Annotated in this window: 22 protein-coding genes; 17 read left to right on the top strand and 5 right to left on the bottom strand. The window is 66.3% G+C overall.

Annotation, left to right across the window (positions count from 1 at the left end):
- The first annotated feature begins 105 nt into the window (after nucleotides 1-105).
- Together ACIPG5_RS13905 and ACIPG5_RS13900 are read left to right on the top strand one after the other, a co-directional pair.
- Complete coding sequence (locus tag ACIPG5_RS13905) at nucleotides 106-483, top strand: VOC family protein (RefSeq protein WP_176513206.1); 378 nt, start codon at nucleotides 106-108, stop codon at nucleotides 481-483.
- Between the two features lie 79 nt (nucleotides 484-562).
- Nucleotides 563-1282 (top strand): TorF family putative porin, encoded by a 720-nt coding sequence (locus ACIPG5_RS13900; protein ID WP_176513208.1) that lies wholly within the window; start codon nucleotides 563-565, stop codon nucleotides 1280-1282.
- Between the two features lie 6 nt (nucleotides 1283-1288).
- Here ACIPG5_RS13900 and ACIPG5_RS13895 read toward each other — a convergent pair whose 3' ends face one another.
- The gene (locus ACIPG5_RS13895) at nucleotides 1289-2188 is read right to left on the bottom strand and encodes a LysR family transcriptional regulator (protein ID WP_236236097.1); all 900 of its coding nucleotides are present in this window, start codon (nucleotides 2186-2188) and stop codon (nucleotides 1289-1291) included.
- 191 nt (nucleotides 2189-2379) lie between these two features.
- Between ACIPG5_RS13895 and ACIPG5_RS13890 the strand changes: the two genes are divergently transcribed.
- From ACIPG5_RS13890 to dctM, 8 genes are all read left to right on the top strand, one after another.
- Nucleotides 2380-3219, top strand: a complete 840-nt coding sequence (locus tag ACIPG5_RS13890; protein ID WP_401375673.1) for a MaoC family dehydratase N-terminal domain-containing protein — start codon at nucleotides 2380-2382, stop codon at nucleotides 3217-3219.
- A 21-nt stretch (nucleotides 3220-3240) separates the two neighbouring features.
- A complete protein-coding gene (locus tag ACIPG5_RS13885) occupies nucleotides 3241-4404 on the top strand; it encodes an acyl-CoA dehydrogenase family protein (RefSeq protein WP_314619449.1) in 1164 nt (387 codons plus the stop codon).
- Between the two features lie 10 nt (nucleotides 4405-4414).
- Nucleotides 4415-5764, top strand: coding sequence for an MmgE/PrpD family protein (locus ACIPG5_RS13880; RefSeq protein WP_314619452.1), 1350 nt, complete (start codon nucleotides 4415-4417; stop codon nucleotides 5762-5764).
- A 9-nt stretch (nucleotides 5765-5773) separates the two neighbouring features.
- The gene (locus ACIPG5_RS13875) at nucleotides 5774-6973 is read left to right on the top strand and encodes a CaiB/BaiF CoA transferase family protein (protein WP_401375670.1); all 1200 of its coding nucleotides are present in this window, start codon (nucleotides 5774-5776) and stop codon (nucleotides 6971-6973) included.
- Nucleotides 6970-7788 (top strand): HpcH/HpaI aldolase/citrate lyase family protein, encoded by an 819-nt coding sequence (locus ACIPG5_RS13870; protein ID WP_401375667.1) that lies wholly within the window; start codon nucleotides 6970-6972, stop codon nucleotides 7786-7788. Before ACIPG5_RS13875 ends, ACIPG5_RS13870 begins: the two co-directional genes overlap by 4 nt.
- 210 nt (nucleotides 7789-7998) lie before the next feature.
- Nucleotides 7999-8997, top strand: a complete 999-nt coding sequence (locus tag ACIPG5_RS13865; protein WP_236236103.1) for a TRAP transporter substrate-binding protein — start codon at nucleotides 7999-8001, stop codon at nucleotides 8995-8997.
- Between the two features lie 69 nt (nucleotides 8998-9066).
- Nucleotides 9067-9702 (top strand): TRAP transporter small permease, encoded by a 636-nt coding sequence (locus tag ACIPG5_RS13860; protein WP_401375664.1) that lies wholly within the window; start codon nucleotides 9067-9069, stop codon nucleotides 9700-9702.
- A complete protein-coding gene (gene dctM / locus ACIPG5_RS13855; RefSeq protein WP_176513224.1) occupies nucleotides 9699-10982 on the top strand; it encodes a C4-dicarboxylate TRAP transporter large permease protein DctM in 1284 nt (427 codons plus the stop codon). The genes ACIPG5_RS13860 and dctM overlap by 4 nt, the downstream gene beginning before the upstream one ends.
- Nucleotides 10983-11146: 164 nt before the next feature.
- Here dctM and ACIPG5_RS13850 read toward each other — a convergent pair whose 3' ends face one another.
- The gene (locus ACIPG5_RS13850) at nucleotides 11147-12028 is read right to left on the bottom strand and encodes a LysR substrate-binding domain-containing protein (protein ID WP_401375662.1); all 882 of its coding nucleotides are present in this window, start codon (nucleotides 12026-12028) and stop codon (nucleotides 11147-11149) included.
- Between the two features lie 44 nt (nucleotides 12029-12072).
- Nucleotides 12073-13863, bottom strand: coding sequence for a gamma-glutamyltransferase (gene ggt, locus ACIPG5_RS13845; RefSeq protein WP_401375659.1), 1791 nt, complete (start codon nucleotides 13861-13863; stop codon nucleotides 12073-12075).
- A 116-nt stretch (nucleotides 13864-13979) separates the two neighbouring features.
- Between ggt and ACIPG5_RS13840 the strand changes: the two genes are divergently transcribed.
- Nucleotides 13980-14615, top strand: a complete 636-nt coding sequence (locus tag ACIPG5_RS13840; protein ID WP_401375656.1) for an ankyrin repeat domain-containing protein — start codon at nucleotides 13980-13982, stop codon at nucleotides 14613-14615.
- Between the two features lie 120 nt (nucleotides 14616-14735).
- Here ACIPG5_RS13840 and pobA read toward each other — a convergent pair whose 3' ends face one another.
- Nucleotides 14736-15923, bottom strand: a complete 1188-nt coding sequence (gene pobA / locus ACIPG5_RS13835; protein WP_401375653.1) for a 4-hydroxybenzoate 3-monooxygenase — start codon at nucleotides 15921-15923, stop codon at nucleotides 14736-14738.
- Between the two features lie 133 nt (nucleotides 15924-16056).
- Here pobA and ACIPG5_RS13830 point away from each other — a divergent pair, with 133 nt between their 5' ends.
- The 3 genes from ACIPG5_RS13830 to ACIPG5_RS13820 all read left to right on the top strand — a co-directional run bounded on the left by ACIPG5_RS13830 (nucleotide 16057) and on the right by ACIPG5_RS13820 (nucleotide 18427).
- Nucleotides 16057-16935, top strand: coding sequence for a helix-turn-helix domain-containing protein (locus tag ACIPG5_RS13830; RefSeq protein WP_401375650.1), 879 nt, complete (start codon nucleotides 16057-16059; stop codon nucleotides 16933-16935).
- Between the two features lie 173 nt (nucleotides 16936-17108).
- The gene (locus tag ACIPG5_RS13825; protein WP_176517248.1) at nucleotides 17109-17507 is read left to right on the top strand and encodes a MerR family DNA-binding transcriptional regulator; all 399 of its coding nucleotides are present in this window, start codon (nucleotides 17109-17111) and stop codon (nucleotides 17505-17507) included.
- Between the two features lie 20 nt (nucleotides 17508-17527).
- Entirely contained in the window at nucleotides 17528-18427 is a 900-nt protein-coding gene (locus tag ACIPG5_RS13820) for a hydroxymethylglutaryl-CoA lyase (protein WP_401375647.1), read from the top strand.
- Between the two features lie 532 nt (nucleotides 18428-18959).
- On the opposite strand, the gene ACIPG5_RS13815 is transcribed toward ACIPG5_RS13820, so the two are convergent.
- The gene (locus ACIPG5_RS13815; RefSeq protein ID WP_401375644.1) at nucleotides 18960-19478 is read right to left on the bottom strand and encodes an MgtC/SapB family protein; all 519 of its coding nucleotides are present in this window, start codon (nucleotides 19476-19478) and stop codon (nucleotides 18960-18962) included.
- Between the two features lie 137 nt (nucleotides 19479-19615).
- Between ACIPG5_RS13815 and ACIPG5_RS13810 the strand changes: the two genes are divergently transcribed.
- The 3 genes from ACIPG5_RS13810 (at nucleotide 19616) to mapR (ending at nucleotide 22812) form a co-directional block, all read left to right on the top strand.
- Nucleotides 19616-19855 carry a DUF3203 family protein gene (locus tag ACIPG5_RS13810; protein WP_176517245.1) on the top strand — a complete coding sequence of 80 codons (240 nt, stop codon included), beginning with the start codon at nucleotides 19616-19618 and terminating at the stop codon, nucleotides 19853-19855.
- 122 nt (nucleotides 19856-19977) lie between these two features.
- Nucleotides 19978-21363, top strand: a complete 1386-nt coding sequence (gene ccoG / locus ACIPG5_RS13805) for a cytochrome c oxidase accessory protein CcoG (RefSeq protein WP_401375931.1) — start codon at nucleotides 19978-19980, stop codon at nucleotides 21361-21363.
- Nucleotides 21364-21402: 39 nt separating this feature from the next.
- Nucleotides 21403-22812, top strand: a complete 1410-nt coding sequence (gene mapR, locus ACIPG5_RS13800) for a GntR family transcriptional regulator MpaR (protein WP_176517244.1) — start codon at nucleotides 21403-21405, stop codon at nucleotides 22810-22812.
- Nucleotides 22813-22844 lie beyond the last annotated feature (32 nt).

Below are 22844 nucleotides of genomic sequence, written 5' to 3'. Positions count from 1 at the left end.
AAGGCTGGGCGTTCCACACGCGGGCTTGTCGAAAGCGTGGCCCAGTGCACTATGATGGCCCGGGCCGGACTGCGCGACGTCAGTCCCCACGCCTTGAGGTAGCCCATGATCGATCACCTGGACCATCTGGTACTCACCACCTGCGACGTCGATGCCTGCACCGACTTCTACACCCGCGTGCTCGGCATGCAACTGCAAACGTTCGGCGCCGGCCGCCTGGCGCTGCTGTATGGCAACCAGAAGATCAACATCCACGTGCGCGGCAAGGAGTTCGAGCCCAAGGCCCACCTGCCGGTGCCGGGCGCCCTGGACCTGTGCTTCATCGCCCGGGTTAGCCTTGAGCAGGTGATCGAGCACCTGCAGCAGGCGCAGTGGCCGATCATCGAGGGGCCGGTGCAGCGTACCGGGGCGACCGGGCCGATTCTTTCGGTGTACGTGCGCGACCCGGACCTCAACCTGATCGAAATCGCCCAGCCGCTCTGAAACAGGCCCCAAGGTTTTCGTCGCCGGCCTGGGCAGGTATCCTTTGCCGCTCAAGTGCAAGCTTCCCAGGACGGTGACCATGACCCGGCCCCTGCTGATACTGAGTGCGGCCCTGCTGTTCAGCCCGGCGCTGCTGGCGCAGCAGATCCAGCGCCAGCTCGGCGACTTCGACTTCACCCTCGGCACCACCCCTTCGCGCAGCATGGCCCAGGGGCTGATCTCGCCGACCGCGCTCGGCGCCTTCCACGGCGGCCTCGACCTCAGCCACCCCAGCGGCTGGTACATCGGCCAGTACGCACCGAGCATGGGCGTGACGCCCGACTCCACCCTGCGCCTGGACAACTACCTGGGCTACAAGCACCACTTCGACAGCACCCTGGGCTACGAGGTGGGGCTGATCCACTACAGCCAGCCGAACATCGCCAACGCCGACAGCTATGCCCTGTACGGCGGCATTTCGGTGCTCGGCAGCCGCTTCGGCGGGGCCCTGCGCGACAACCCGGGCAACCGCACCGGCACCCTGTTCGCCGACCTTGGCCGGCTGCCGCTGTTCAACGTCGACCTCACCGTAAAACTCGCCCACCATCGCCTGGGCACGCCGTTCACCATCGGCGACGGCAGCCAGGTGAACGGGTTTTCCGACTGGTCGCTGGAGCTCTCGCGCCCCTGGCTCGGGCTGGACCTCAACCTGATCTACAGCAACTCCGACTTGAGTGGCGGTGGCTGCGAGGCCTACGCGGGCATGAACAGCTACTGCGAGAGCGTGGTCACGCTCAAGGCCCAGCGCACGTTCTTCTAGCGCCTGTCAGGCCTGCACCGCGCCATCGGGCATCAGGGTTGCGATCAGCGCCCGCACCGTGCCCGGCAGCGCGTCCAGCTCGCGCACCAGGATGCTGCGCTCACGCACCGCCCACGGCTCGTCGAGGCTGATGGTGACCAGGTTCATGGTCTGGCTGTGCCGCAGCGCCGCCGATTCGGGCAGGATGCCGATGCCCACCCCCGCCTCCACCAGCCGGCAGATCGCCTCGAAGCTGGACAGCTGGATACGCAGCGAAAGGTTCAGGCCCATGCGCTCGACGTGGTCGCGCAAAAAGCTCAGCAAGGTGCTGCCGTCGTGCAGGCCGATGTGCTGGAACGCCAGCGTCTGCTTGAGCGTCACCTGCGTGCGCGAGGCCAGCTCATGGCCCACCGGCACGATCAGCACCAGGCGGTCGGTGCTGAAGTGCATCACCTGCAGGCCGCTGGCCTCCACGGGCCCGGCGATGATGCCCATGTCGCTGCTGCCATCGAGCACGCCGCGCACGATGTCGCGCGACAGGCGCTCCTGCAGGTCCACCGTCACCCCGGGGCGCTTGGCGAGAAAGCCGGCCAGCACTTCGGGGAGAAACTCGGTGACCGCCGTGGTGTTGGCGAAGATGCGGATATGCCCGGCCGAATCGGTGCCGAACTGGGTGAACTCGGCTTTCAGGTAGTCCACCTGGCGCATGATCAGGCGGGCGTGGGTCAACAGCTTGTGCCCCGCCGGGGTCAGCTCCACGCCACGGCTGTCGCGGTACAACAGGCGCGTGTCGAGCTGCGCCTCCAGCGCCTTGATCCGCGCGCTGGCGGCGGCCGGCGAGAGGAACGCCCGGCGTGCGCCCTGGGTCAGGCTCGGCGATTCGCCGATGTGGATGAAAAGCCGCAGGTCTGCCAGGTCGAAATGCATGTGAGGCTCCGCTGGTGGTCACAGGCCTCATCCCGGCACCTGTGGGAGCCGGCTTGCCGGCGATGAGGCCAGTACAGGCAAAAACATGGCGTTCAGCATACATGAACGCTGCCTTACACAAATGCAAATTCACAGAATGCCAGGCGCCTCGCATGATCGGTCCATAACAACAAATGCAGAGGCCCATGGTTATGACTGCTTCCCCCCCGCCCATCGACTACAGCGCCTGGATCGGCCGCACGCAAGAGGCCGTCGATGAGCTCAGCCGCAACCTGATCAAGCGCATCGCCGCCACCTTCGGCGAAACCGCGCCCGCCGTCGGCCAAGCGCTGCCCGCGCTGTGGATGTGGTGCTTCTTCCAGGAGCCGGTGGCCGAGGCGCAACTGGGCGGCGACGGCCACCCGGCCCGTGGCGGCTTCCTGCCCCCGGCAGACAACCGCAACCGCATGTGGGCCGGCGGGCGGGTCGAGTTCATCGCCCCGCTCAAGGTCGGCGCCGAGGCCCATCGCCTGTCGACCATCGTGCACATCGAGGAAAAGCACGGCCGCACCGGCGCGCTGCTGTTCGTCACCGTGCGCCACGACTACTCGCAGCACGGCCAGCTCTGCGTGCGCGAGGAGCAGGACATCGTCTACCGCGAGCCCAACCCGCCCAAGCTGACCAGCGCCGCCGCCGAGGCGCCCGGCGACTGGCACGAAACCGTCGTGCCCACCCCGACCCTGCTGTTCCGCTACTCCGCCGTGACCTTCAACGGCCACCGCATCCACTACGACCACCCCTATGTCACCGACACCGAAGGCTACCCCGGCCTGGTGGTGCACGGCCCGATGATCGCCACCTTGAACCTGCGCGCGTTCATCCGCGCCAACCCCGGCAAGCAGGTGCGCCACTTCGCCTACCGCGGCGTGCGCCCGCTAAGCGTGCCCACGCCTTTCGCGGTGGCCGGGCGCATCAGCGCGCCTGGCCAGGCCCAGCTGTGGGCCGGCAATGCCGATGGCGTGGCGCAGAGCGCCGACGTGCTTTTCGACTGATACCCGACAGAGAACACCCGCATGCATACGTACGACAGCGATGACCTCACTGCCATCCGCGAAGGCGTGCGCGCCTTGTGCGCCGAATTCGACGCCAGTTACTGGCGCAAGATCGATGAAGAAAAAAGCTTCCCGCAGGCCTTCGTCAAAGCCATGACCGACGCCGGCTGGCTGTCGGCGATGATCCCCGAGCAATATGGCGGCTCCGGCCTGGGCCTGGCCGAGGCCTCGGTGATTCTCGAAGAAGTGAACGCCTGCGGCGGCAACTCCGGCACCGTGCACGGGCAGATGTACAACATGTTCACCTTGCTGCGCCATGGCAGCGAGGAGCAGAAGCGCCAGTACCTGCCCAAGCTGGCCAGCGGCGAGCTGCGCCTGCAGTCGATGGGCGTGACCGAGCCCACCACCGGCACCGACACCACCAAGATCAAGACCACCGCCGTGCGCCAGGGCGATGAGTACGTGATCAACGGCCAGAAGGTGTGGATCTCGCGCATCCAGCACTCCGACTTGATGATCCTGCTGGCGCGCACCACGCCGCTGGCCGAGGTGAAGAAGAAGTCCGAAGGCATGTCGATCTTCCTGGTCGACCTGCGCGAAGCCATCGGCAACGGCCTCACCGTGCAGCCGATCGCCAACATGGTCAACCACGAGACCAACGAGCTGTTCTTCGACAACCTCAAGATCCCGGCCAGCAGCCTGATCGGCGAAGAAGGCAAAGGCTTCAGGTACATCCTCGACGGCCTCAACGCCGAGCGCACGCTGATCGCCGCCGAATGCATCGGCGACGGCCGCTGGTTCATCGAAAAATCCGCGCAGTACGCCCGCGACCGCGTGGTGTTCGGCCGCCCGATCGGGCAGAACCAGGGCGTGCAGTTCCCCATTGCCGAGGCCCATATCGAAATCGAGGCGGCCGATCTGATGCGCTGGCGCGCCTGCGCCGAGTACGACAGCGGGCAGAACGCCGGGGCCAGCGCCAACATGGCCAAGTACCTGGCCGCCAAGGCCTCCTGGGAAGCCGCCAACGCCTGCCTGCAGACCCACGGCGGCTTCGGCTTCGCCTGCGAATACGACGTCGAGCGCAAGTTCCGCGAAACCCGCCTGTACCAGGTGGCGCCGATCTCCACCAACCTGATCCTGTCCTACGTGGCCGAGCACCTGCTCGAACTGCCGCGCAGCTTCTGAGGGCCTGAACATGCAGCATACCCACGCGCTCGCAGGCTTCCTCGCCGACCTGCGCTACGCCCAGATCCCCGGCCACGTGCTGGACCGCACCGAAGACCTGTTTCTCGACTGGCTGGGCTCGGCCCTGGCCAGCCAGGGTGCGCACCCGATTCCGCTGTTCGAGCGCTATGCCCAGCGCATGGGCCCGGCCCAGGGCCGTGCGCGGGTGTTGACCAGCGGGGGCACCTCTTCGCCCTACTTCGCTGCCCTGGTCAACGGCGCCGCCTCGCACCTGGTGGAGCAGGACGACCTGCACAACAGCTCCGTGCTGCACCCCGCCACCGTGGTGTTCTCCGCCGTGCTGGCAGCCGCCCAGGACCTGGGCAAGTCCGGCCAGGACCTGCTGCTGGCGGCGGTGGCCGGCTATGAGGCGGGCATCCGCATCGGTGAGTTCCTCGGCCGCTCGCACTACCGCATCTTCCACACCACCGCCACGGTCGGCACCCTGGCCGCAGCGGTCGGGGTGGGCAAGCTGCTGGGCTTCGATCGGGAGCAGTTCATCAACCTGCTCGGCAGCGCCGGCACCCAGGCGGCCGGCCTGTGGGAATTTTTGCGCGACGCGGCCGACTCCAAGCAGCTGCACACCGCCAAGGCCGCCGCCGACGGCCTGCTGGCCGCGTACCTGACCGCCGATGGCCTGAGCGGGGCGCGCAATATCCTCGAAGGCGAGCAAGGCCTGGCCGCCGGCATGTCCAGCGATGCCGACCCGGCGCGCCTGAGCGACCGCCTGGGCACGCGCTGGGCGCTGGTGGAAACCTCGTTCAAATTCCACGCCTCGTGCCGCCACACCCACCCCGCCGCCGATGCGCTGTTGCAGTTGATGGCGCGTGAAGGCCTGGGCCATGGCGATATCGCCAAGGTGGTCACCCGCGTGCACCAGGGCGCTATCGATGTGCTGGGCCGGGTGACCACGCCCACCACCGTGCACCAGGCCAAGTTCTCCATGGGCACCGTGCTCGGGTTGATCGCCGTGCACGGCAGCGCGCAGTTGCTGGAGTTTCGCGACCTGGCCTTGAACGATGCGCAGGTGGCGGCGTTTCGCGACAAGGTGCAGATGCAGCTGGACCCTGAAGTGGACGCCGCCTACCCGGCCCGCTGGCTGGGCCGGGTCGAGGTCACCTGCAGCGATGGCCGCAGCTTCCACGCGGCCATCGACGAGCCCAAGGGCGACCCCGGCAACACCCTGTCGCGCCCGGAGCTGGAAGCCAAGTTCCAGCGCCTGCTGGCCTTCTCCGGGGCGCGCAGCCCGGCCCAGGGCCAGGCATTGATCGAGCGCGTGTGGCAATTGCGCGATGCCCGCTCCCTGGCCGACCTGCACTGAGGTGACCCCATGACTCAAGCATCACCCCGCCCGCTCGACGGCATCACCGTCATCAGCCTGGAACACGCCATCGCCGCGCCGTTCTGCACCCGCCAGCTGGCCGACCTCGGCGCCCGCGTGATCAAGGTCGAACGCCCCGGCAGCGGCGACTTCGCCCGTGGCTACGACCAGCGCGTCGACGGCCTGGCCTCGCATTTCGTGTGGACCAACCGCTCCAAGGAAAGCCTCACCCTCGACCTCAAGCAGGAGGCCGCCGGCGGCATCCTCGACGCGCTGCTGGCCAAGGCCGACGTGCTGGTGCAAAACCTTGCGCCGGGTGCAGCGGCGCGCATGGGGCTGTCGTTCGAAGCGCTGCATGCGCGCTTTCCGCAGCTGATCGTGTGCGACATCTCCGGCTACGGCGAAGGCGGCCCGTATGAAAAGAAAAAGGCCTACGACCTGCTGATCCAGAGCGAAGGCGGCTTTCTCTCGGTGACCGGCGGCCCGGGCGAAAACGAAATGGCCAAGGCCGGCTGCTCGATCGCCGACATCGCGGCGGGCATGTATGCCTACACCGGCGTGCTGTCGGCGCTGATGCTGCGCGGCAAGACCGGCGTCGGCAGCCGCATCGACGTGTCGATGCTGGAAAGCCTGGTGGAGTGGATGGGCTACCCCATGTACTACGCCTACGACGGCGCGCCACCGCCGCCGCGTGCCGGCGCTGCGCACTCGACCATCTACCCCTACGGGCCGTTCCCCACCGGCGGTGGCGGCACGATCATGCTCGGCCTGCAGAACGAGCGGGAATGGGCGGTGTTCTGCGAGAAGGTGCTGCTCGACCCGGCACTGGCCAGCGATGAGCGCTTCAGCGCCAACTTCAAGCGCTCGGAAAACCGCGGAGTGCTGCGCCAGATCATCATCGATGGCTTTGCCAACCTGCCTTTGGACGAGGTGGTCGCGCGCCTGGAGCAGGCGCAGATCGCCAATGCCCGGGTCAACGACATGCACGGGGTGTGGCAGCACCCGCAGCTGCAGGCCCGCGATGGCTGGCGCGAAGTGGACAGCCCGGCCGGCAAGCTGCCGGCGTTGCTGCCACCGGGGCGCAATGGCGCCTTCACCCCGCGCATGGACGCCGTGCCGGCGCTGGGGCAGCACACCCAGGGCATCCTCGCCGAGCTGGGTTTCAGCGCAGGCGAGCAAGCCGACCTGGCTGCGGGCGGTGTGGTATGAGCCGGGTGCGTTCGGCGCTGTTCGTGCCCGGCAGCCGGCCCGAGCGGTTTGCCAAGGCGCTGGCGGCGGGGGCCGATGCGGTCATCGTCGACTTCGAGGATGCGGTGGAAGAGCCGCTGAAGCAGCAGGCCCGCGAGCACCTGGCGGCATTCCTTGAAGCTACGCCACAAGCGGCCGTCTGGGTGCGGGTCAACGCCCCGCAGCATGTGCAGCACCGTGCTGACCTGGCGTTCTGCGCGCAGCACCCAGGTGTGGCCGGGCTGTTGCTGCCCAAGGTCGAGAACGCGGCACAAGTGGCCGTGGCGCGCCATGCCGGCAAGCCGGTGTGGCCGATCATCGAGAGCGCCAAGGGGCTGCTGGCGTTGCCGCAGATTGCCCAGGCCGAAGGTGTCGAGCGCTTGTCGTTCGGCAGCCTGGACCTGGCGCTGGACCTGGACCTGAACACCGAAAGCGCGGCGGCCCGGCAGTTTCTCGACCAGGCGCGCATGGCGGTGCAGCTGCATTCGCGGGGGGCGGGGTTATTGGCGCCTTTGGATGGGGTGTACCCGGCGATCGACGATGCCCAAGGCTTGCAGCGAGCGATGCGCCATGCCTACGACATGGGCTATGGCGGGGCGCTGTGCATTCACCCAAGGCAGGTGGCGGTGATCCATGCGGCGCTGGCGCCGAGTGCCGATGAGCTGGTTTGGGCGCGCAAGGTACTGGCTGCCAGCGAGGCGGCCCATGGCGCCGGGGCGTTCCAGCTGGAGGGGCAGATGGTGGATGCGCCGGTGGTGTTGCGCGCCCAGCGGTTGCTGGCCCGGCAACGGGGTTGAAGCTGCCGGCCCTATCGCTGGCAAGCCAGCTCCCACAGAGACTGCGGGCCTGCGGTGTAGCTGTGGGAGCCGGCTTGCCGGCGATAGGGCCGATGCTGGTGTTAACCCCAGCCGAACGCCGCCTTACACAAATGCTGATTCTCCACACACAAGCCATTGGTCCATCTTTACCCTCAACCCTCCTACAACAATAAATCAGAGGTGACATCGATGTTGAAGCTGACCCAGGCGCTGTTCTGCGCCGCCGCTGTGTCCATGGCGAGCCTGGCCCAGGCCGCCGACCCGATCATCATCAAGTTCGCCCACGTGGTGGCCGACAGCACCCCCAAAGGCCAGGGCGCGCTGATGTTCCAGAAGTTGGTCGCCGCCGACCCGCAACTCAAGGACAAGGTAAAAGTCGAGGTCTACCCCAACTCGTCGCTGTTCGGCGACGGCAAGGAAATGGAAGCCCTGCTGCTGGGCGACGTGCAGATGCTGGCGCCGTCGCTGGCCAAGTTCGAGCACTACAACAAGCAGGTGCAGATCTTCGACCTGCCGTTCCTGTTCGATGACCTGGCTGCCGTCGACCGCTTCCAGCAAGGCCCGCAAGGCAAGGCGCTGCTGACTTCGATGGAAGACAAGGGCATCCGTGGCCTGGCCTACTGGCACAACGGCCTCAAGCAGTTGTCGGCGAACAAGAAGGTGATCCTGCCCAAGGATGCCCGTGGCCTGAAGTTCCGCGTGCAGGCCTCCAGCGTGCTCGAGGAGCAGTTCAAGGCCATCCGCGCCAACCCGCGCAAGATGAGCTTCGCCGAGGTCTACCAGGGCCTGCAGACCGGCACCGTCAACGGCACCGAGAACACCTGGTCGAACTACGAAAGCCAGAAGGTCAACGAGGTGCAGCCGTACTTCACCGAGACCAACCATGGCCTGATCGACTACATGGTGATCACCAACGCCAAGTTCTGGAACAGCCTGCCCGAGGATGTGCGCGGCGAGCTGCAGGCGATCATCGACGAGGTCACCGTCGAGGTGAACAAGCAGGCCGAAGCGCTCAACCAGACCTCGCGGCAGAAGATCCTCGACGCCAAGACCAGCGAGATCGACCCGCTCACCGCCGAGCAGCGCCAGCAGTGGCGTGAATCGATGCGCCCGGTGTGGGACAAGTTCTCCGGGCAGATCGGCGCCGACCTGATCAAGGCCGCCGACGACGCCAACAAGCCGTCCTGACCCCTGCTGCGCCCTGCCCTGGCCACCCGCCCCCGGGTGGCCTGCCCTCTCTCTGTCTGGAGAAACCCTATGCAATCGCTCAGGCGCATCTGGGAGCATTTCGAGGAAGGCATGATCGCCTTCCTGCTGGCCGCCATGACCCTGGTGACCTTCCTCTACGTGGCGCTGAACAATCTCTACACCCTGTTCTACACCCTCAGTGACCACTGGTCCTTGGCCAGCGACCTGCTGCTGGGCATCGGCGACCACCTGATGGGCTACGCCCAGGAAATGACCTGGAGCATCGCCCTGACCAAGGCGCTGTTCGGCTGGCTGATCTTCTTCGGCATCGCCTATGGCGTGCGCACGGCCGGGCACCTGGGCGTCGACGTGCTGGTGCGGCGCACCCGCAAGCCGGTGCAGCGGGTGCTGGCGATGCTCGCCTGCGCCTGCTGCCTGGCCTATGCCGGGTTGTTCCTGGTGGCGAGCATCAAGTGGGTGAGCGCGGTGCTGGTGGCCGGCATCGGCGCCGAAGACCTCGACCGCTACGGCATCAAGGTCGGCCATATCGCGCTGATCGTGCCGCTGGGTTTCGCCCTGGTGATCGTGCGCTACCTGGAGATCTTCTACCGCCTGTTCACCCATCGCCAATACGGCCTGGGCCTGGCCGACGAGGCCGCCGAAGCCAGCAAGCTGGCCAACCCGGGTGAGGAGCACCACCAATGACGGTCATCTGCCTGTTCCTGCTGTTGTTCGTGTTCATGTTCCTGGGCGTGCCGATCGCGATTTCGCTGGGTTTGTCGGGGGCGCTGTCGATCTTGATGTTCAGCCAGGACTCGCTGAGCTCGCTGGCGATCAAGCTGTTCGAAACTTCCGATAGCTACACCTTCCTGGCCATCCCGTTCTTCCTGCTGTCGGGCGCGTTCATGACCACCGGCGGCGTGGCCCAGCGCCTGATCGACTTCGCCAACGCCTGCGTCGGCCACATCCGTGGCGGCCTGGCGATTGCCGCGGTGCTGGCGTGCATGCTGTTCGCCGCGCTGTCGGGCTCGTCCCCGGCCACGGTAGCGGCGGTGGGTTCGATCGCGGTGGCCGGCATGGTGCGCTCCGGTTACCCACGCGAGTTCGGCGCCGGCATCATCTGCAACGCCGGCACCCTGGGCATCCTGATTCCGCCATCGATCGTCATGGTGGTGTACTCGGCCGCCACCGAAACCTCGGTGGGCAAGCTGTTCATGGCGGGCGTTGTGCCCGGCATCCTGCTGGGCGTGGCGCTGATGGTGACGATCTACATCGTGGCGCGGATCAAGAAGCTGCCGGCGCAGCCGCGGGTCAGTTTCGCCCAGTGGCTGAGCACCGCGCGGCGCGCGTTCTGGGGGCTGTTGCTGCTGGTGATCATCCTTGGCGGGATCTACAGCGGCATGTTCACCCCCACGGAAGCGGCGGCCGTGGCGGCGGTGTATTCGGCGTTCATCGCCTTGTTCGTGTACAAGGACATGCGCCTGCGCGACTGCCCCAAGGTGCTGCTGGAGTCGGGGCGGCTGACCATCATGCTGCTGTTCATCATCGCCAACGCCATGCTCTTCGCCCACGTGCTGACCACCGAGCAGATCCCCCAGCAGATCACCCAGTGGGTGCTGTCCGAGGGGCTGACGCCGATCGGTTTCCTGATCATGGTCAACGTGGTGCTGCTGGTGGCCGGCAGCTTCATGGAGCCGTCGGCGATCATCCTGATCCTGGCGCCGATCTTCTTCCCGATCGCGATGAAGCTGGGCATCGACCCGATTCACCTGGGCATCGTGATGGTGGTGAACATGGAGATCGGCCTGGTGCACCCGCCGGTGGGGCTGAACCTGTTCGTGACCTCGGCGGTGACCGGGCTGACGCTTGGGCAGACGATTCGCGCGGCGCTGCCGTGGCTGTCGATCCTGCTGCTGTTCCTGGTGCTGGTGACCTACGTGCCGTTCATTTCGCTGGCGCTGCCGCAGTGGTTGGGGATGCCATAAGAAGCGACCTTTGTCGCGAAAGGCTGTAGGGGCGGCCTTGTGTCGCGAAAGGCTGTAGGAGCGGCCTTGTGTCGCGAAAGGGCCGCGAAGCGGCCCCCATCCATCAGCAGCGGCACAAAAACCCCGGGGCCGCTTCGCGCCCCTTTCGCGACACAAGGCCGCTCCTACAGCGCCCCTCCCCTCAGTAGTTCTGTCATCACCTCGGCCAACGCCTTGACCATCACATCCGCCGTCGGCCGGTGAACGATGACGATTTCGTAGCTGTCCACCTCCGGCAACCCCTGGGCAGCCCCCAGCACCCGATGCTCGCCACTGGCCGCGCGCGGCGGCAGCAGGCTGATGCCCATGCCGTCGGCCACCGCTGCCTGGATGCCGCTGAGGCTGGAGCTGGTGAAGCTGATGCGCCAACGCCGGCCCATGCCTTCGATGGCACTGATCATGTCCTCGCGGTACAGCCCCCGCGGCGGGAAGGTCACCAGCGGGATCGGGTCGAGTTCGAAGGCCGGAATACGCGCACTGTCGATCCACTGCAAACGCTCCGGCCAGCACGCCACGCCCTCGCGGGTATTGCGCCGCTGCTTGAGCAGCACCAGGTCCAGCTCGCCGTTGTCGTAGGCCTGGCTGAGGTCGCGGCACAGGCCGCTGGTGACCTCCAGCTTGACCTGGGGGTGCTGGCGGTTGAACGCCGACAGTGCGTTGGTGGTGCGCCCGCCAACGAAATCCTCGGGCACGCCCAGACGCACGGTGACGCCGACCATGGCCCCGGCCAGGGCTTCGAGCATCTGGTCGTTCAGCGCCAGCATGTGCCGGGCGTAGCCGAGCAAGGTCTGCCCGGCGTCGGTGGGCAGCACGTCGCGGTTGCCGCGCACCAGCAGGCGGTGGCCGACCATGTCCTCCAGGCGACGCACCTTCTGGCTGATGGTCGACTGGGTCGAGTGCAGGCGCGTGGCGGCGGTGGTGAAGCTGCCGCAATCGGCCACCACGACGATGGCGCGTAGCAGGTCGAGGTCGAACAGGGCTCTATTCGATTTCACGCTGATGGACATCTTGGTATTCAACTTTCAAATGGCAAGGCTGACTTCTACCACGCCTAGTCGCCCAGCGCCACGCCCTCACGCCGCGGGTCGGCGCCGCCCGACCAGCCGCCGGCGCTGCGCTGGATGATCTGCATGCCGCTGGTCATGGTCAGTGGCGTGACCTCATGCCCCCATGCCGCCAACTGTCGGATCAAGGCCGGGCTGGCCAGCTCCTTCTCCACTTCGGTGCCGCCATTGCGGCTGCCGAAATTGGGCAGGTTGGCGGCCTGCTGCGGGTCGAGCTTCCAGTCCAGCAGGCCGACCAGGGCCTTGTTCACGTAGCCGATGATCTGCGAGCCGCCGGGGGAGCCGAGGCTGGCCACCAGTTCGCCGGAATCGCGGGCGAACACCAGGGTCGGCGCCATCGCCGACAGCGGCCGCTTGCCGGGCTCGACGCGGTTGGCCACGGGCCTGCCGTTCTCCTGGGCGATGAAGGAAAAGTCGGTGAGCTGGTTGTTCAGCAAAAAGCCCTTGACCATCAGGTGCGAGCCGAATGCCGCCTCCACCGAGGTGGTCATGGCCAGGGCCTGGCCGCTGTCGTCCACGGCCGACAGGTGCGAGGTGGAGATGCGCAGCGGCGAGCGGTCCGGGGCCATCGCAAGGTTGGCGCCTTGTGGTGTGCCCGGGCGGGCGCGCTTCATGCTGTACTCGCCGACCAGCGTGGCGCGCCCGGCCAGGTACGCCGGGTCGATCAGCGCCTTGAGCGGCACCGGCACATAGTCGCTGTCGGCCAGGTATTGGGCACGGTCGGCGAAGGCCAGGCGTTCGGCCTCGGCCACCAGGTGCACCGCCAGCGGCGTGGGTTCCAGGCCGGCGGCCGAGGCCACCTGGCGCGGCGCTTGATGGGCCAGGTCGCGTTGCGCTGAAGCACGCTGCACGGCTTCGAGGATGCCCAAGGTCTGCAGCACGCCGACCCCACCCGAGGACGGCGGCGGCATGCCGCAGATCTGCCAGGCCTTGTAGGGGCCGCATACCGGGTCGCGGGCCTTGGCCTGGTACTGGCGCAGATCGTCCAGCGACAACTGCCCGGCGTTGGCATGGCCACGCACCTGGGCCACCATCGCCTCGGCGATTTCGCCGCGGTAGAAGGCATCCACGCCCTGCTCTGCCAACTGCTCGAAGGTGCGCGCAAGCTCGGGGTTGCGCAGTACGGTACCCACCGCCAGCGGCTTGCCCTGGCTGTCCAGGAAGTAACGCGCCATGGCCGGCGAATCGGCAATGAACGGGTCTTCGCTGACCAGCGCATGCAGGCGCTCGGACAGCGCGAAACCGTTGCGCGCAAGCTCGATGGCCGGCTTGAACAGCTCGCGCCAGGGCAATTTGCCGTGCTGTGCGTGGGCCATTTCCAGGGCCCGCAGCACGCCCGGCACGCCCACCGAACGGCCGCCGATCTGGGCAGCGCGAAATGGCATCGGCGTGCCGTCGGGTTGCAGGAACAGCGCTTCGGTGACCGCTGCCGGCGCCGTTTCGCGGCCATCGTAGGCCTGCACCTGCTGGCCGTCCCAGTACAGGATGAAGCCACCGCCGCCGATGCCACTCGATTGCGGCTCGACCAGGGTCAGCACCATCTGCATGGCGATCGCCGCATCGATGGCGCTGCCGCCGGCGCGCAGCATCGCCCGCCCCGCCTCGCTGGCCAGCGGGTTGGCCGCCGCCGCCATGTGCCGGCTGGCGTGCACCGGCTCAAGGCCGCTGCGGTAGCCGGACTGGGCTTCCGGCGGCGCCGGCAGCGCTTGGTCGGCCAGGGCGCCGTGGCTGGTGGCGGCCAGGCACAAGGCGGCGAGCAATGGCGTCGGAAAATTCATGGGTAGGCTTCCTGCTTTAACTATTCAGCAGGGCACTGTGGGTCATGCACATTCTTAACTTCAACCCCTGCCGTGCATTTTCTAGGATTGCGGCAGACATTACAGGAGCCTGCGAAATGCGTTTGCCACTTACCGCGCTAGCCTTTGCCTTGTTCACCAGCCTTGCCTTCGCCGAGACGCCCGCCATGCACAACGCCGCCGCGCACAACGATACCACCACCCTGCAGCGCCTGCTCGAGCAAGGCGCCGATGTGAACCTGCGCGACGACCAGGGCCGCACCGCGCTGCTGGTTGCCACCCACGCCAACCAGGTGGCGGCGGCCAAGGCGCTGATCGAGGCCGGTGCCGATGTGAACGCCAAGGACATCATCGACGACAGCCCCTACCTGTATGCCGGTGCCCGGGGCTTGAACGACATCCTGCGCCTGACCCTGGCCCATGGCGCCGACCTCAAGAGCACCAACCGCTACGGCGGCACGGCGCTGATCCCCGCCGCCGAGCGCGGGCACGTGGAGACCGTGCAGCTGCTGATCGACGCCGGGGTCGACGTTGACCACCTCAACCGCCTGCACTGGACCGCGCTGCTGGAGGCGGTGATCCTCGGCGATGGCGGCCCGCGCCATGTGGAGATCGTGCGGCGGCTGTTGGCGGCGGGTGCGGACCGGCAGATTGCCGACAAGGACGGGGTGACCGCCCTGGAACATGCGCGCCAGCGCGGGTACCGGGAGATGGTGGCGTTGCTGGCCCAATAATCCGGCGCTGCCCCTGTGGAAGCCGGCTTGCCGGCGATAGGGCCCGAGCAGGCAACCAAGGCTGCATTCGTCTGCCCCAGCCAATCGCCGGCAAGCCGGCTCCCACAGGATAGCGGCAGCTCAAGCCACCTCTTCGAACGGCAAGCCCACATAGTTCTCGGCAATGTTCACCAACCCCGCCTGCGACGACAGGAAGTACTCTCGGTCGGCCTCCTGCATCTTCTGGTCCCAGGCATCCTTGTGCTCGCCAAAGTCATGCAGCAACTGGGTCATGAACCAGCTGAAGCGCTCGCCCTTCCACACCCGGCGCAGCGCCAGCGGCGAGTACTGCTGCAGCAGGTCGGTGCGCCCTTCGCGATACACCTTGAGCAGGATGCGGTACAGGTAGTTCACGTCCGAGGCCGCCAGGTTCAGGCCCTTGGCACCGGTGGGCGGCACGATGTGCGCGGCGTCGCCGAGCAGGAACAGGTGGCCGTACTGCATCGGCTCGACCACCAGGCTGCGCAGCGGCGCGATGCTCTTTTCCAGAGCCGGGCCGGTCACCAGGCGCGCCGCCACCTCTTGCGGCAGGCGGGCCTTGAGCTCGTTCCAGAAACGCGCATCCGACCAGTCTTCGACGCGCTCCTCCAGCGGCACCTGAAGGTAGTAGCGGCTGCGCGTCAGCGAGCGCTGGCTGCACAGCACGAAACCCCGTTCGTGGTGGGCGTAGATCAGCTCAGGGTTGACCGGCGGGGTGTCGGCCAGCATGCCCAGCCAGCCGAACGGATACACGCGCTCGTAGTGCTTGAGCACACCTTCGGGGATGCTCTGCCGGGACACGCCGTGGAAGCCATCGCAGCCGGCAATGTAGTCGCAGTCCAGGCGCTGCGGCTGGCCATCGTGTTCGAAGGTCACGTAGGGCTGCTCGCCCTTGAGTTCATGCAGTTGAACATTGCTGGCCGAGTAGAAGATGGGCGCGGCGCTGGCCGCACGGGCCTGCATCAGGTCGCGGGTGACTTCGGTCTGGCCATAGACCATCACCGTCTTGCCACCGGTCAGGCCCTTGAGGTCCAGGCGCTGGCGGCGGCCGCCGACCAGCAGTTCTACGCCATCATGCACCAGCCCTTCGCGGTCCATGCGCTCGGCGACATCGGCCTCGCGCAGCAGATCGACGGTGCCCTGCTCGAGCACGCCGGCGCGGATACGGCCCAGCACATAGTCCGGTGCCTGGCGTTCGAGGATCACGTTGGCGATGCCGGCCTTGTGCAGCAGCTGGCCAAGCAGCAGGCCAGAGGGGCCCGCGCCGATGATTGCAACCTGAGTCTTCATTGTTGTTGTCTCTTGTTGTTAGGCGTTTTGTACTTGCATTTTTAAGGGCTAAAGCAGCCAAATAGGTGTGCTATTCCATAAGAAAACTGCACTTTTACAAAATTGGTTCGATTAACGAACAGGCCATCCGCCCATGCCATCCACCCTTTCCGGCGTCCCGTTGTTCCAGCTTTATGGCGAAAACCAGGCCTGGCCCGGCACCGACCTGCTGCATTGCGAGTCGATCCCGGCGCGCAGCCGCCTGCACCATTGGGAGATCAAGCCGCACCAGCACGCCGAGCTGTTCCAGCTGCTTTATGTGCAACGCGGCCGGGCCGAAGTTGAGATCGAGGGCGTGCGCAGCGTCATTGCCGAGGCGGCGATCCAGGTGGTGCCGCCGCTGACGGTGCATGGTTTTCGCTTCAGCGCCGATATCCAGGGGCATGTGCTGACCTTCGGCACGGCCCTGGTGGCGGCCCTGGAACAACGCCTGGGCACGCCGCTGGGCGTGCTGGCCAAGGCGGCGTGCTACCCGCTGGGCCAGGACCGCGGGCGCCTGCGCAACCTGATCGACACCCTGCAGCAGGAGTACCAGGGCCACGCCCCCGGGCGCGCGGCCTTGCTCGAAGCCCTGGTGACGGCGCTGATGGTGTGGATCAGCCGCTGCCAGCAACAGGGCCAGGCGCCGCGCAACCGCGACGAGCGTGACCGGCAGTTGCTGGGGCAATACCTGCGCCTGGTCGAGGCGCATTACCGCGAGCACCTGTCGGTGGAGGACTTTGCCGCGCGCCTGAACATTCCGAGCCTGCAACTCAACCAGCTGTGCCGGGCGTTGTGCGCGCAGACGGCGCTGCAGGTGGTGCACCAGCGGCTGCTGCTGGAGGCGCGGCGCAACCTTGTGTACACGCGCATGAGCATCGGGCAGCTGTCCGATAGCCTGGGGTTCAGTGACCCGACGTACTTTGCGCGGTTCTTCAAGCGCCTGAGTGGGCAGACCCCCAATGGCTATCGGCGTTCGGTGCAGCCTGAGTGAATGGCTTTGCCTGTTCGGGCCCTATCGCCGGCAAGCCGGCTCCCACAGGTACAGCGCAGCACTTGTGGGAGCCGGCTTGCCGGCGATAGGGCCAGCAAAACCGACACAGCCCTGCTTGACGTATACGTCAACCTGCCCTCAGGATACCGCCATACCCCACGCCGAGCCCGAGCATGAGCAGCCAGACCTACAGCATCTCCGACCTGTCCCGCGAGCTGGACATCACCACCCGCGCCATTCGCTTCTACGAGGAACAGGGCCTGCTCAGCCCCGAGCGCCGCGGCCTGGAGCGCATCTATTCGCCCCGCGACAAGGTCAGCCTGAAGCTGATCCTGCGCGGCAAGCGCATCGGTTTCTCGCTGGCCGAATGCCGCGAACTGATCGAGCTGTATGACCCCAGCAGCGGCAACCTCAAGCAGCTCAACAGCATGCTGGCGAAAATCGCCGAGCGCCGCGCCCAGCTGGAGCAGCAGATGCTCGACATCCACCAGATGCAACTGGAACTGGACACCGCCCAGGAGCGCTGCGAGCAGGCCCTGGCCGCCACCTTGAACAATAACGACAACCGTTGACCCGCCACAGGAACCCCGCCATGTCCTTGCCTGAAAAAGTCCGCCTGGTCGAAGTCGGCCCCCGCGACGGCCTGCAGAACGAAGCCCAACCCATCAGCGTCGCCGACAAGGTGCGCCTGGTCGACGACCTCAGCGCTGCCGGGCTGGGCTACATCGAGGTGGGCAGTTTCGTGTCGCCCAAGTGGGTGCCACAGATGGCAGGTTCGGCCGAGGTGTTCGCCGCCATCAGCCAGCGCCCCGGCGTTACCTATGCCGCCTTGGCCCCGAACCTGCGCGGTTTCGAAGACGCCCTGGCGGCGGGCGTGAAGGAAGTGGCGGTGTTCGCGGCGGCCTCCGAGGCGTTTTCCCAGCGCAACATCAACTGCTCGATCAGCGAGAGCCTGAACCGTTTCGAGCCGATCATGGCGGCGGCGCGCAGCCACGGCGTGCGCGTGCGCGGTTACGTCTCCTGCGTGCTCGGCTGCCCTTATGAAGGCAGGGTCAGCGCCGAACAGGTGGCCCCGGTGGCCAAGGCGCTGCACGACATGGGCTGCTACGAAGTGTCGCTGGGCGACACCATCGGCACCGGCACCGCAGGCGATACCCGCCGCCTGTTCGAGGTGGTCTCGGCGCTTGTGCCGCGTGCGCAGCTGGCCGGGCACTTCCACGACACCTACGGCCAGGCCCTGGCCAATGTGTACGCCAGCCTGCTCGAAGGCATCAGCGTGTTCGACAGCTCCGTGGCAGGTTTGGGCGGCTGCCCGTATGCCAAGGGCGCCACCGGCAACATTGCCACGGAGGATGTGCTGTACCTGCTGCAGGGGCTGGGTATCGAAACCGGTATCGACCTCGACGCACTGATCGCGGCCGGGCAGCGCATCAGCCAGGTGCTGGGCCGGGCCAACGGCTCGCGGGTGGCGCGGGCACGCAGCGCCCAGTGATTCACACGGTTGTCACAAGAGTGTGGGTGCAGTGTTACCGCTGCCGCCCACTCCAGCAAAAAATCGGGTAACAGGGAAACAATTCGACAGAATTTCAGGCCACCGGTTTTTCGCCATTTTGCTCAAGCCCTTGATTTTAAAGGCTTTTTAAAAGTTGGCACGGCACCTGCTATATCTTTCGTACAACAACAACAAAAAACGTGACACCCAATAAAAACAACAGGTAACGGCTCTGACATAACAAGAACAACACGGCAGAGGCGTAGCAAGCAGATTTTTTTGGAGTCGACAGGCTTTTCAGGGGCTCGCCCCGCGATCTGACACAGAACAACAAAACTACCTCCAGGTAGCGGCAGTCAGGATCGGATCAGCATGATGACAGCAGGTCAGCGCTCAAAAAAATACGTTTGCTCTTGACCCCGCATGGGGGTCGCTCGCAACACAAGGCAGGCTTACAAAAACAACAAAAGGCCGGTCTTCAATAATAATAAAAGAGCAGGCAACAACGCTTTGAGGGGAGCTTCGGCTCCCCTCAGTGCTTCCTGCCCTCCTCCTCCCTGCGCTTGTCCTCCTCTTGCGCCTCCAGCTTGTCCACCAGCAACGGCATCGTCGCCAGCACCAGCAGCGCCAGCAAGGTGCTGATCAGTGCCGTGGCCTCGCGCCCCATGCCGGCTGCCGTGCCGATGGCGGCGGTCATCCAAAGCCCGGCGGCCGTGGTCAGGCCTTTGACGTGGCTGGTGTCCTGGACATTGCCTTTCAAGATGGTGCCCGCCCCAAGAAAACCGATACCGGCGACGATGCCCTGGATCACCCGGCTCAGTGCCTGCTCGTCAGCACCGGCCATGCTCGGCGCCAGCACGAACAGCGCCGCGCCCATCGACACCAGCATGTGCGTGCGCACACCGGCCGACTTGCCCTTGCTCTCGCGTTCAAAACCCAGCACCGCGCCCAGGATCGCCGCCATCGACAGGCGCAAGAGGATGCGGGTGATTTCGGCTTCGTCGGTGATGTCGGCGAATTCCGCTTGCAGCGTTTGCCAGATGACGTCCATCGCCTTTCTCTCGATCCACTGTGGGCTTCACAGGGTTGACCTGCCGGAGGGCAACAAAGTGCCCGCCTGGCGGATCGATGCAGCAACCTGCCAACGCCCGCAGTCCCACCTGTAACCGCACCCCGGAGGACCGCCCCATGCCCGTCGAAATCGAACAAAGCACCCAGCGCTGCACCCTCATCGGCCAGGACCTGCGCATCGAAGGCCAAGGCCCGGACATCGAAATCGTCACCGATGAGCAGCTGCACATGTCCGTGGCACTGCTGGCCGGTAACCGTGTGCCGATCACCGAAGCCGAGGCCGATGCGCTCACCGTGGCCGGTGCGGTGGATAGCCGCAGGCATCTGAAGGCCAGCGTTCCAGGCTCCGTGATTTAAGGGTTCAGCGGCCTAGGCTGGCCATCTGATACGGTTTTAATCGCGCAACCTGAGCCTGTGCTGAAAACAGCTTGGGGGCCATAGTGCTCTGGCCTGATAGAGGCCTGATGAGCACCGTAGCCATGTACGAGAAAATCGACGTCATCCAGATCGCTGGCAAGCGCCCGAGCGTCAGCGGCATCCATACCCGCAGCTTCACCGGCCTGTATCGCAACCTGCGCATCGGTTTTGCCGGGGCGCTGTTCGTGCTGTTCTTCGGCACCGCCTGGCTCGACTGGAACGGCCGCCAGGCCGTGCTGTGGGACTTGTCCAGCAGCAAGTTCCACATCTTTGCCAGCACCTTCTGGCCGCAGGATTTCATCCTCCTGTCGGCGCTGTTGATCATCGCCGCCTTCGGCCTGTTCGCCATCACCGTCTACGCCGGCCGCGTGTGGTGCGGCTACAGCTGCCCGCAAAGCGTGTGGACCTGGCTGTTCATGTGGTGCGAAAAGGTCACCGAAGGCGACCGCAACCAGCGCATCAAGCTCGCCGCCGCGCCCTGGAGCCTGGGCAAGCTGGCCCGGCGCACGTTCAAGCACGGCCTGTGGCTGGCCATCGGCGTGCTCACCGGGCTGACCTTCGTCGGCTACTTCACCCCGATCCGGCCCCTGGCCCAGGAGCTGTTCACCCTGCAGCTGGGTGGCGTGGCGCTGTTCTGGGTGCTGTTCTTCACCGCCGCCACCTACATCAACGCCGGCTGGCTGCGCGAAGCGGTGTGCCTGCACATGTGCCCCTATGCGCGCTTCCAGAGCGTGATGTTCGACAAGGACACCCTGGCCGTGGCCTACGACCCGCGCCGCGGCGAAACACGCGGCGCGCGCAAGAAAGGCAGCGATGCCCGCGCCCAGGGCCTGGGCGACTGCATCGACTGCACCCTGTGCGTGCAGGTCTGCCCCACCGGCATCGACATCCGCGACGGCCTGCAGATGGCCTGCATCGGCTGCGCGGCCTGCATCGATGCCTGCGACAACGTCATGGCCAAGATGGGCTATGCCAGTGGCCTGATCGGCTACAAGTCCGAGCACAGCCTGCAAGGCGGCACCACCCACTGGCTGCGCCCGCGCCTGCTGGGCTATGCCGCGGCGCTGCTGGTGATGATCGCGGCGCTGGTGCTGGCCTTGCAGCTGCGCCCGATGGTGTCGCTGGACGTGATCAAGGACCGCGGCCTGTTCCGCGAAAATGCCCAGGGCCAGATCGAGAACATCTACCTGCTCAAGGTCATCAACAAGACCGAACAGACCCAGCGCTACCACCTGCGCCTGCTGGATGCCGAAGGCTTTGCCCTGCAAGGGCGCACCGAGCTGATCGTGCCCGCCGGCGAGATGGCCGAGCTGCCGGTATCGGTGGCCCTGCTGGCCGACCGCCCGAGCAGCAGCTCGCAGGAGCTGGCCTTCGAAATCCAGGACAGCGACCAACCCGAGGTGCGCAGCGTGGCCCACAGCCGCTTCGTGGCGCCGATCAACCGCTGATCCCTTACACTCAACGTTCACCTTGCCTGCCGAGCCCCCATGAAACGCTACGAACGCTTCGCCGACGACATTGCCGAACTGATCCGCTCCGGGGTGCTCGGCCCCGGCCAGCGCGTGCCTTCGGTGCGCTATGCCAGCCAGACCCACGGCGTCAGCCCCTCGACGGTGTTCCAGGCCTACTACCTGCTCGAGCGCCGCGGGCTGATCCGCGCGCGGCCGCGTTCGGGCTACTTCGTCAACGCCCACGCCCCGCTGCCGTTCAGCGAACCCCAGGCGCTGGAGCCGCAGAGCGAATCGACCGACGTGGATGTCAGCGCGCTGGTGTTCTCCATCCTCGAATCGATCAAGGACCCAAGCACTGTGCCCTTCGGCTCGGCCTTCCCCAGCCCCGAGCTGTTCCCGCTGCAGCGCCTGTCGCGCTCGCTGGCCAGTGCCAGCCGGGCCATGGACCCGCGCATGGTGGTCACCGACCTGTCGCCCGGCAACCCGCAACTGCGCCGGCAGATCGCCCTGCGCTACATGGTCGGCGGGCTGATGCTGCCGATGGAAGAACTGCTGATCACCAACGGCGCGCTGGAAGCCTTGAACCTGTGCCTGCAGGCGGTGACCGAGCCGGGCGACCTGGTGGCCATCGAGGCGCCGGCCTTCTATGCCTGCCTGCAGGTGCTCGAACGGCTCAAGCTCAAGGCGGTGGAAATCCCCGTGCAGCCGCGCGAAGGCATGGACCTGGCGGTGCTGGCCCAGACCCTGGACAAGCACCCGGTCAAGGCCGTGTGGTGCATGACCAACTTCCAGAACCCGGTGGGCGCGAGCATGCCCGAGGCGAAGAAGCAGGCGCTGGTCGAACTGCTGCGCCGCCACCAGGTGCCGCTGATCGAAGACGATGTGTATGCCGAGCTTTACTACGCGCAGCAGGCGCCCAAGCCGGCCAAGGCCTTCGACACCCAGGGCCTGGTGATGCACTGCGGCTCGTTCGCCAAGAGCCTGGCGCCGGGCTACCGCATCGGCTGGGTGGCGGCCGGGCGCTTTGCGCAGAAGATCGAGCGGCTCAAGCTGATGACCTCGCTGTGCGCCTCGATGCCAGCCCAGGCGGCCATCGCCGACTACCTGCAGCACGGCGGCTACGACCGCCACCTGCGCAAGCTGCGCTACGCCCTGGAAGGCCAGCAGGCCAACATGCTCGCCGCCATCGCCCGGCACTTTCCGGCGCAGACCCGGGTCAGCCAGCCGGCCGGCGGGTACTTCCTGTGGCTGGAGCTGCCCGAGCAGATGGATGCCCTGAAGCTGTTTCACATGGCCCTGGCCCAAGGCATCAGCATCGCCCCGGGGCCGATCTTCTCGCCCACCCGGCGCTTTGGCAATTGCATCCGCCTGAACTACGGCAGCCCCTGGAATGCCACGGCCGAAAGCGCGATGGAAACCTTGGGGCGCATCATTCGCTCCTTCTGAAGGCAAACAGCCAGCCCAGCGGCTATATTCGA

Source organism: Pseudomonas sp. NPDC087029 (assembly GCF_044745345.1).
GTDB classification, from domain to species: domain Bacteria; phylum Pseudomonadota; class Gammaproteobacteria; order Pseudomonadales; family Pseudomonadaceae; genus Aquipseudomonas; species Aquipseudomonas faucium.
Note: the sequence above shows the minus strand (reverse complement) of the source record. Positions and strands in the feature narration are given on the sequence as shown.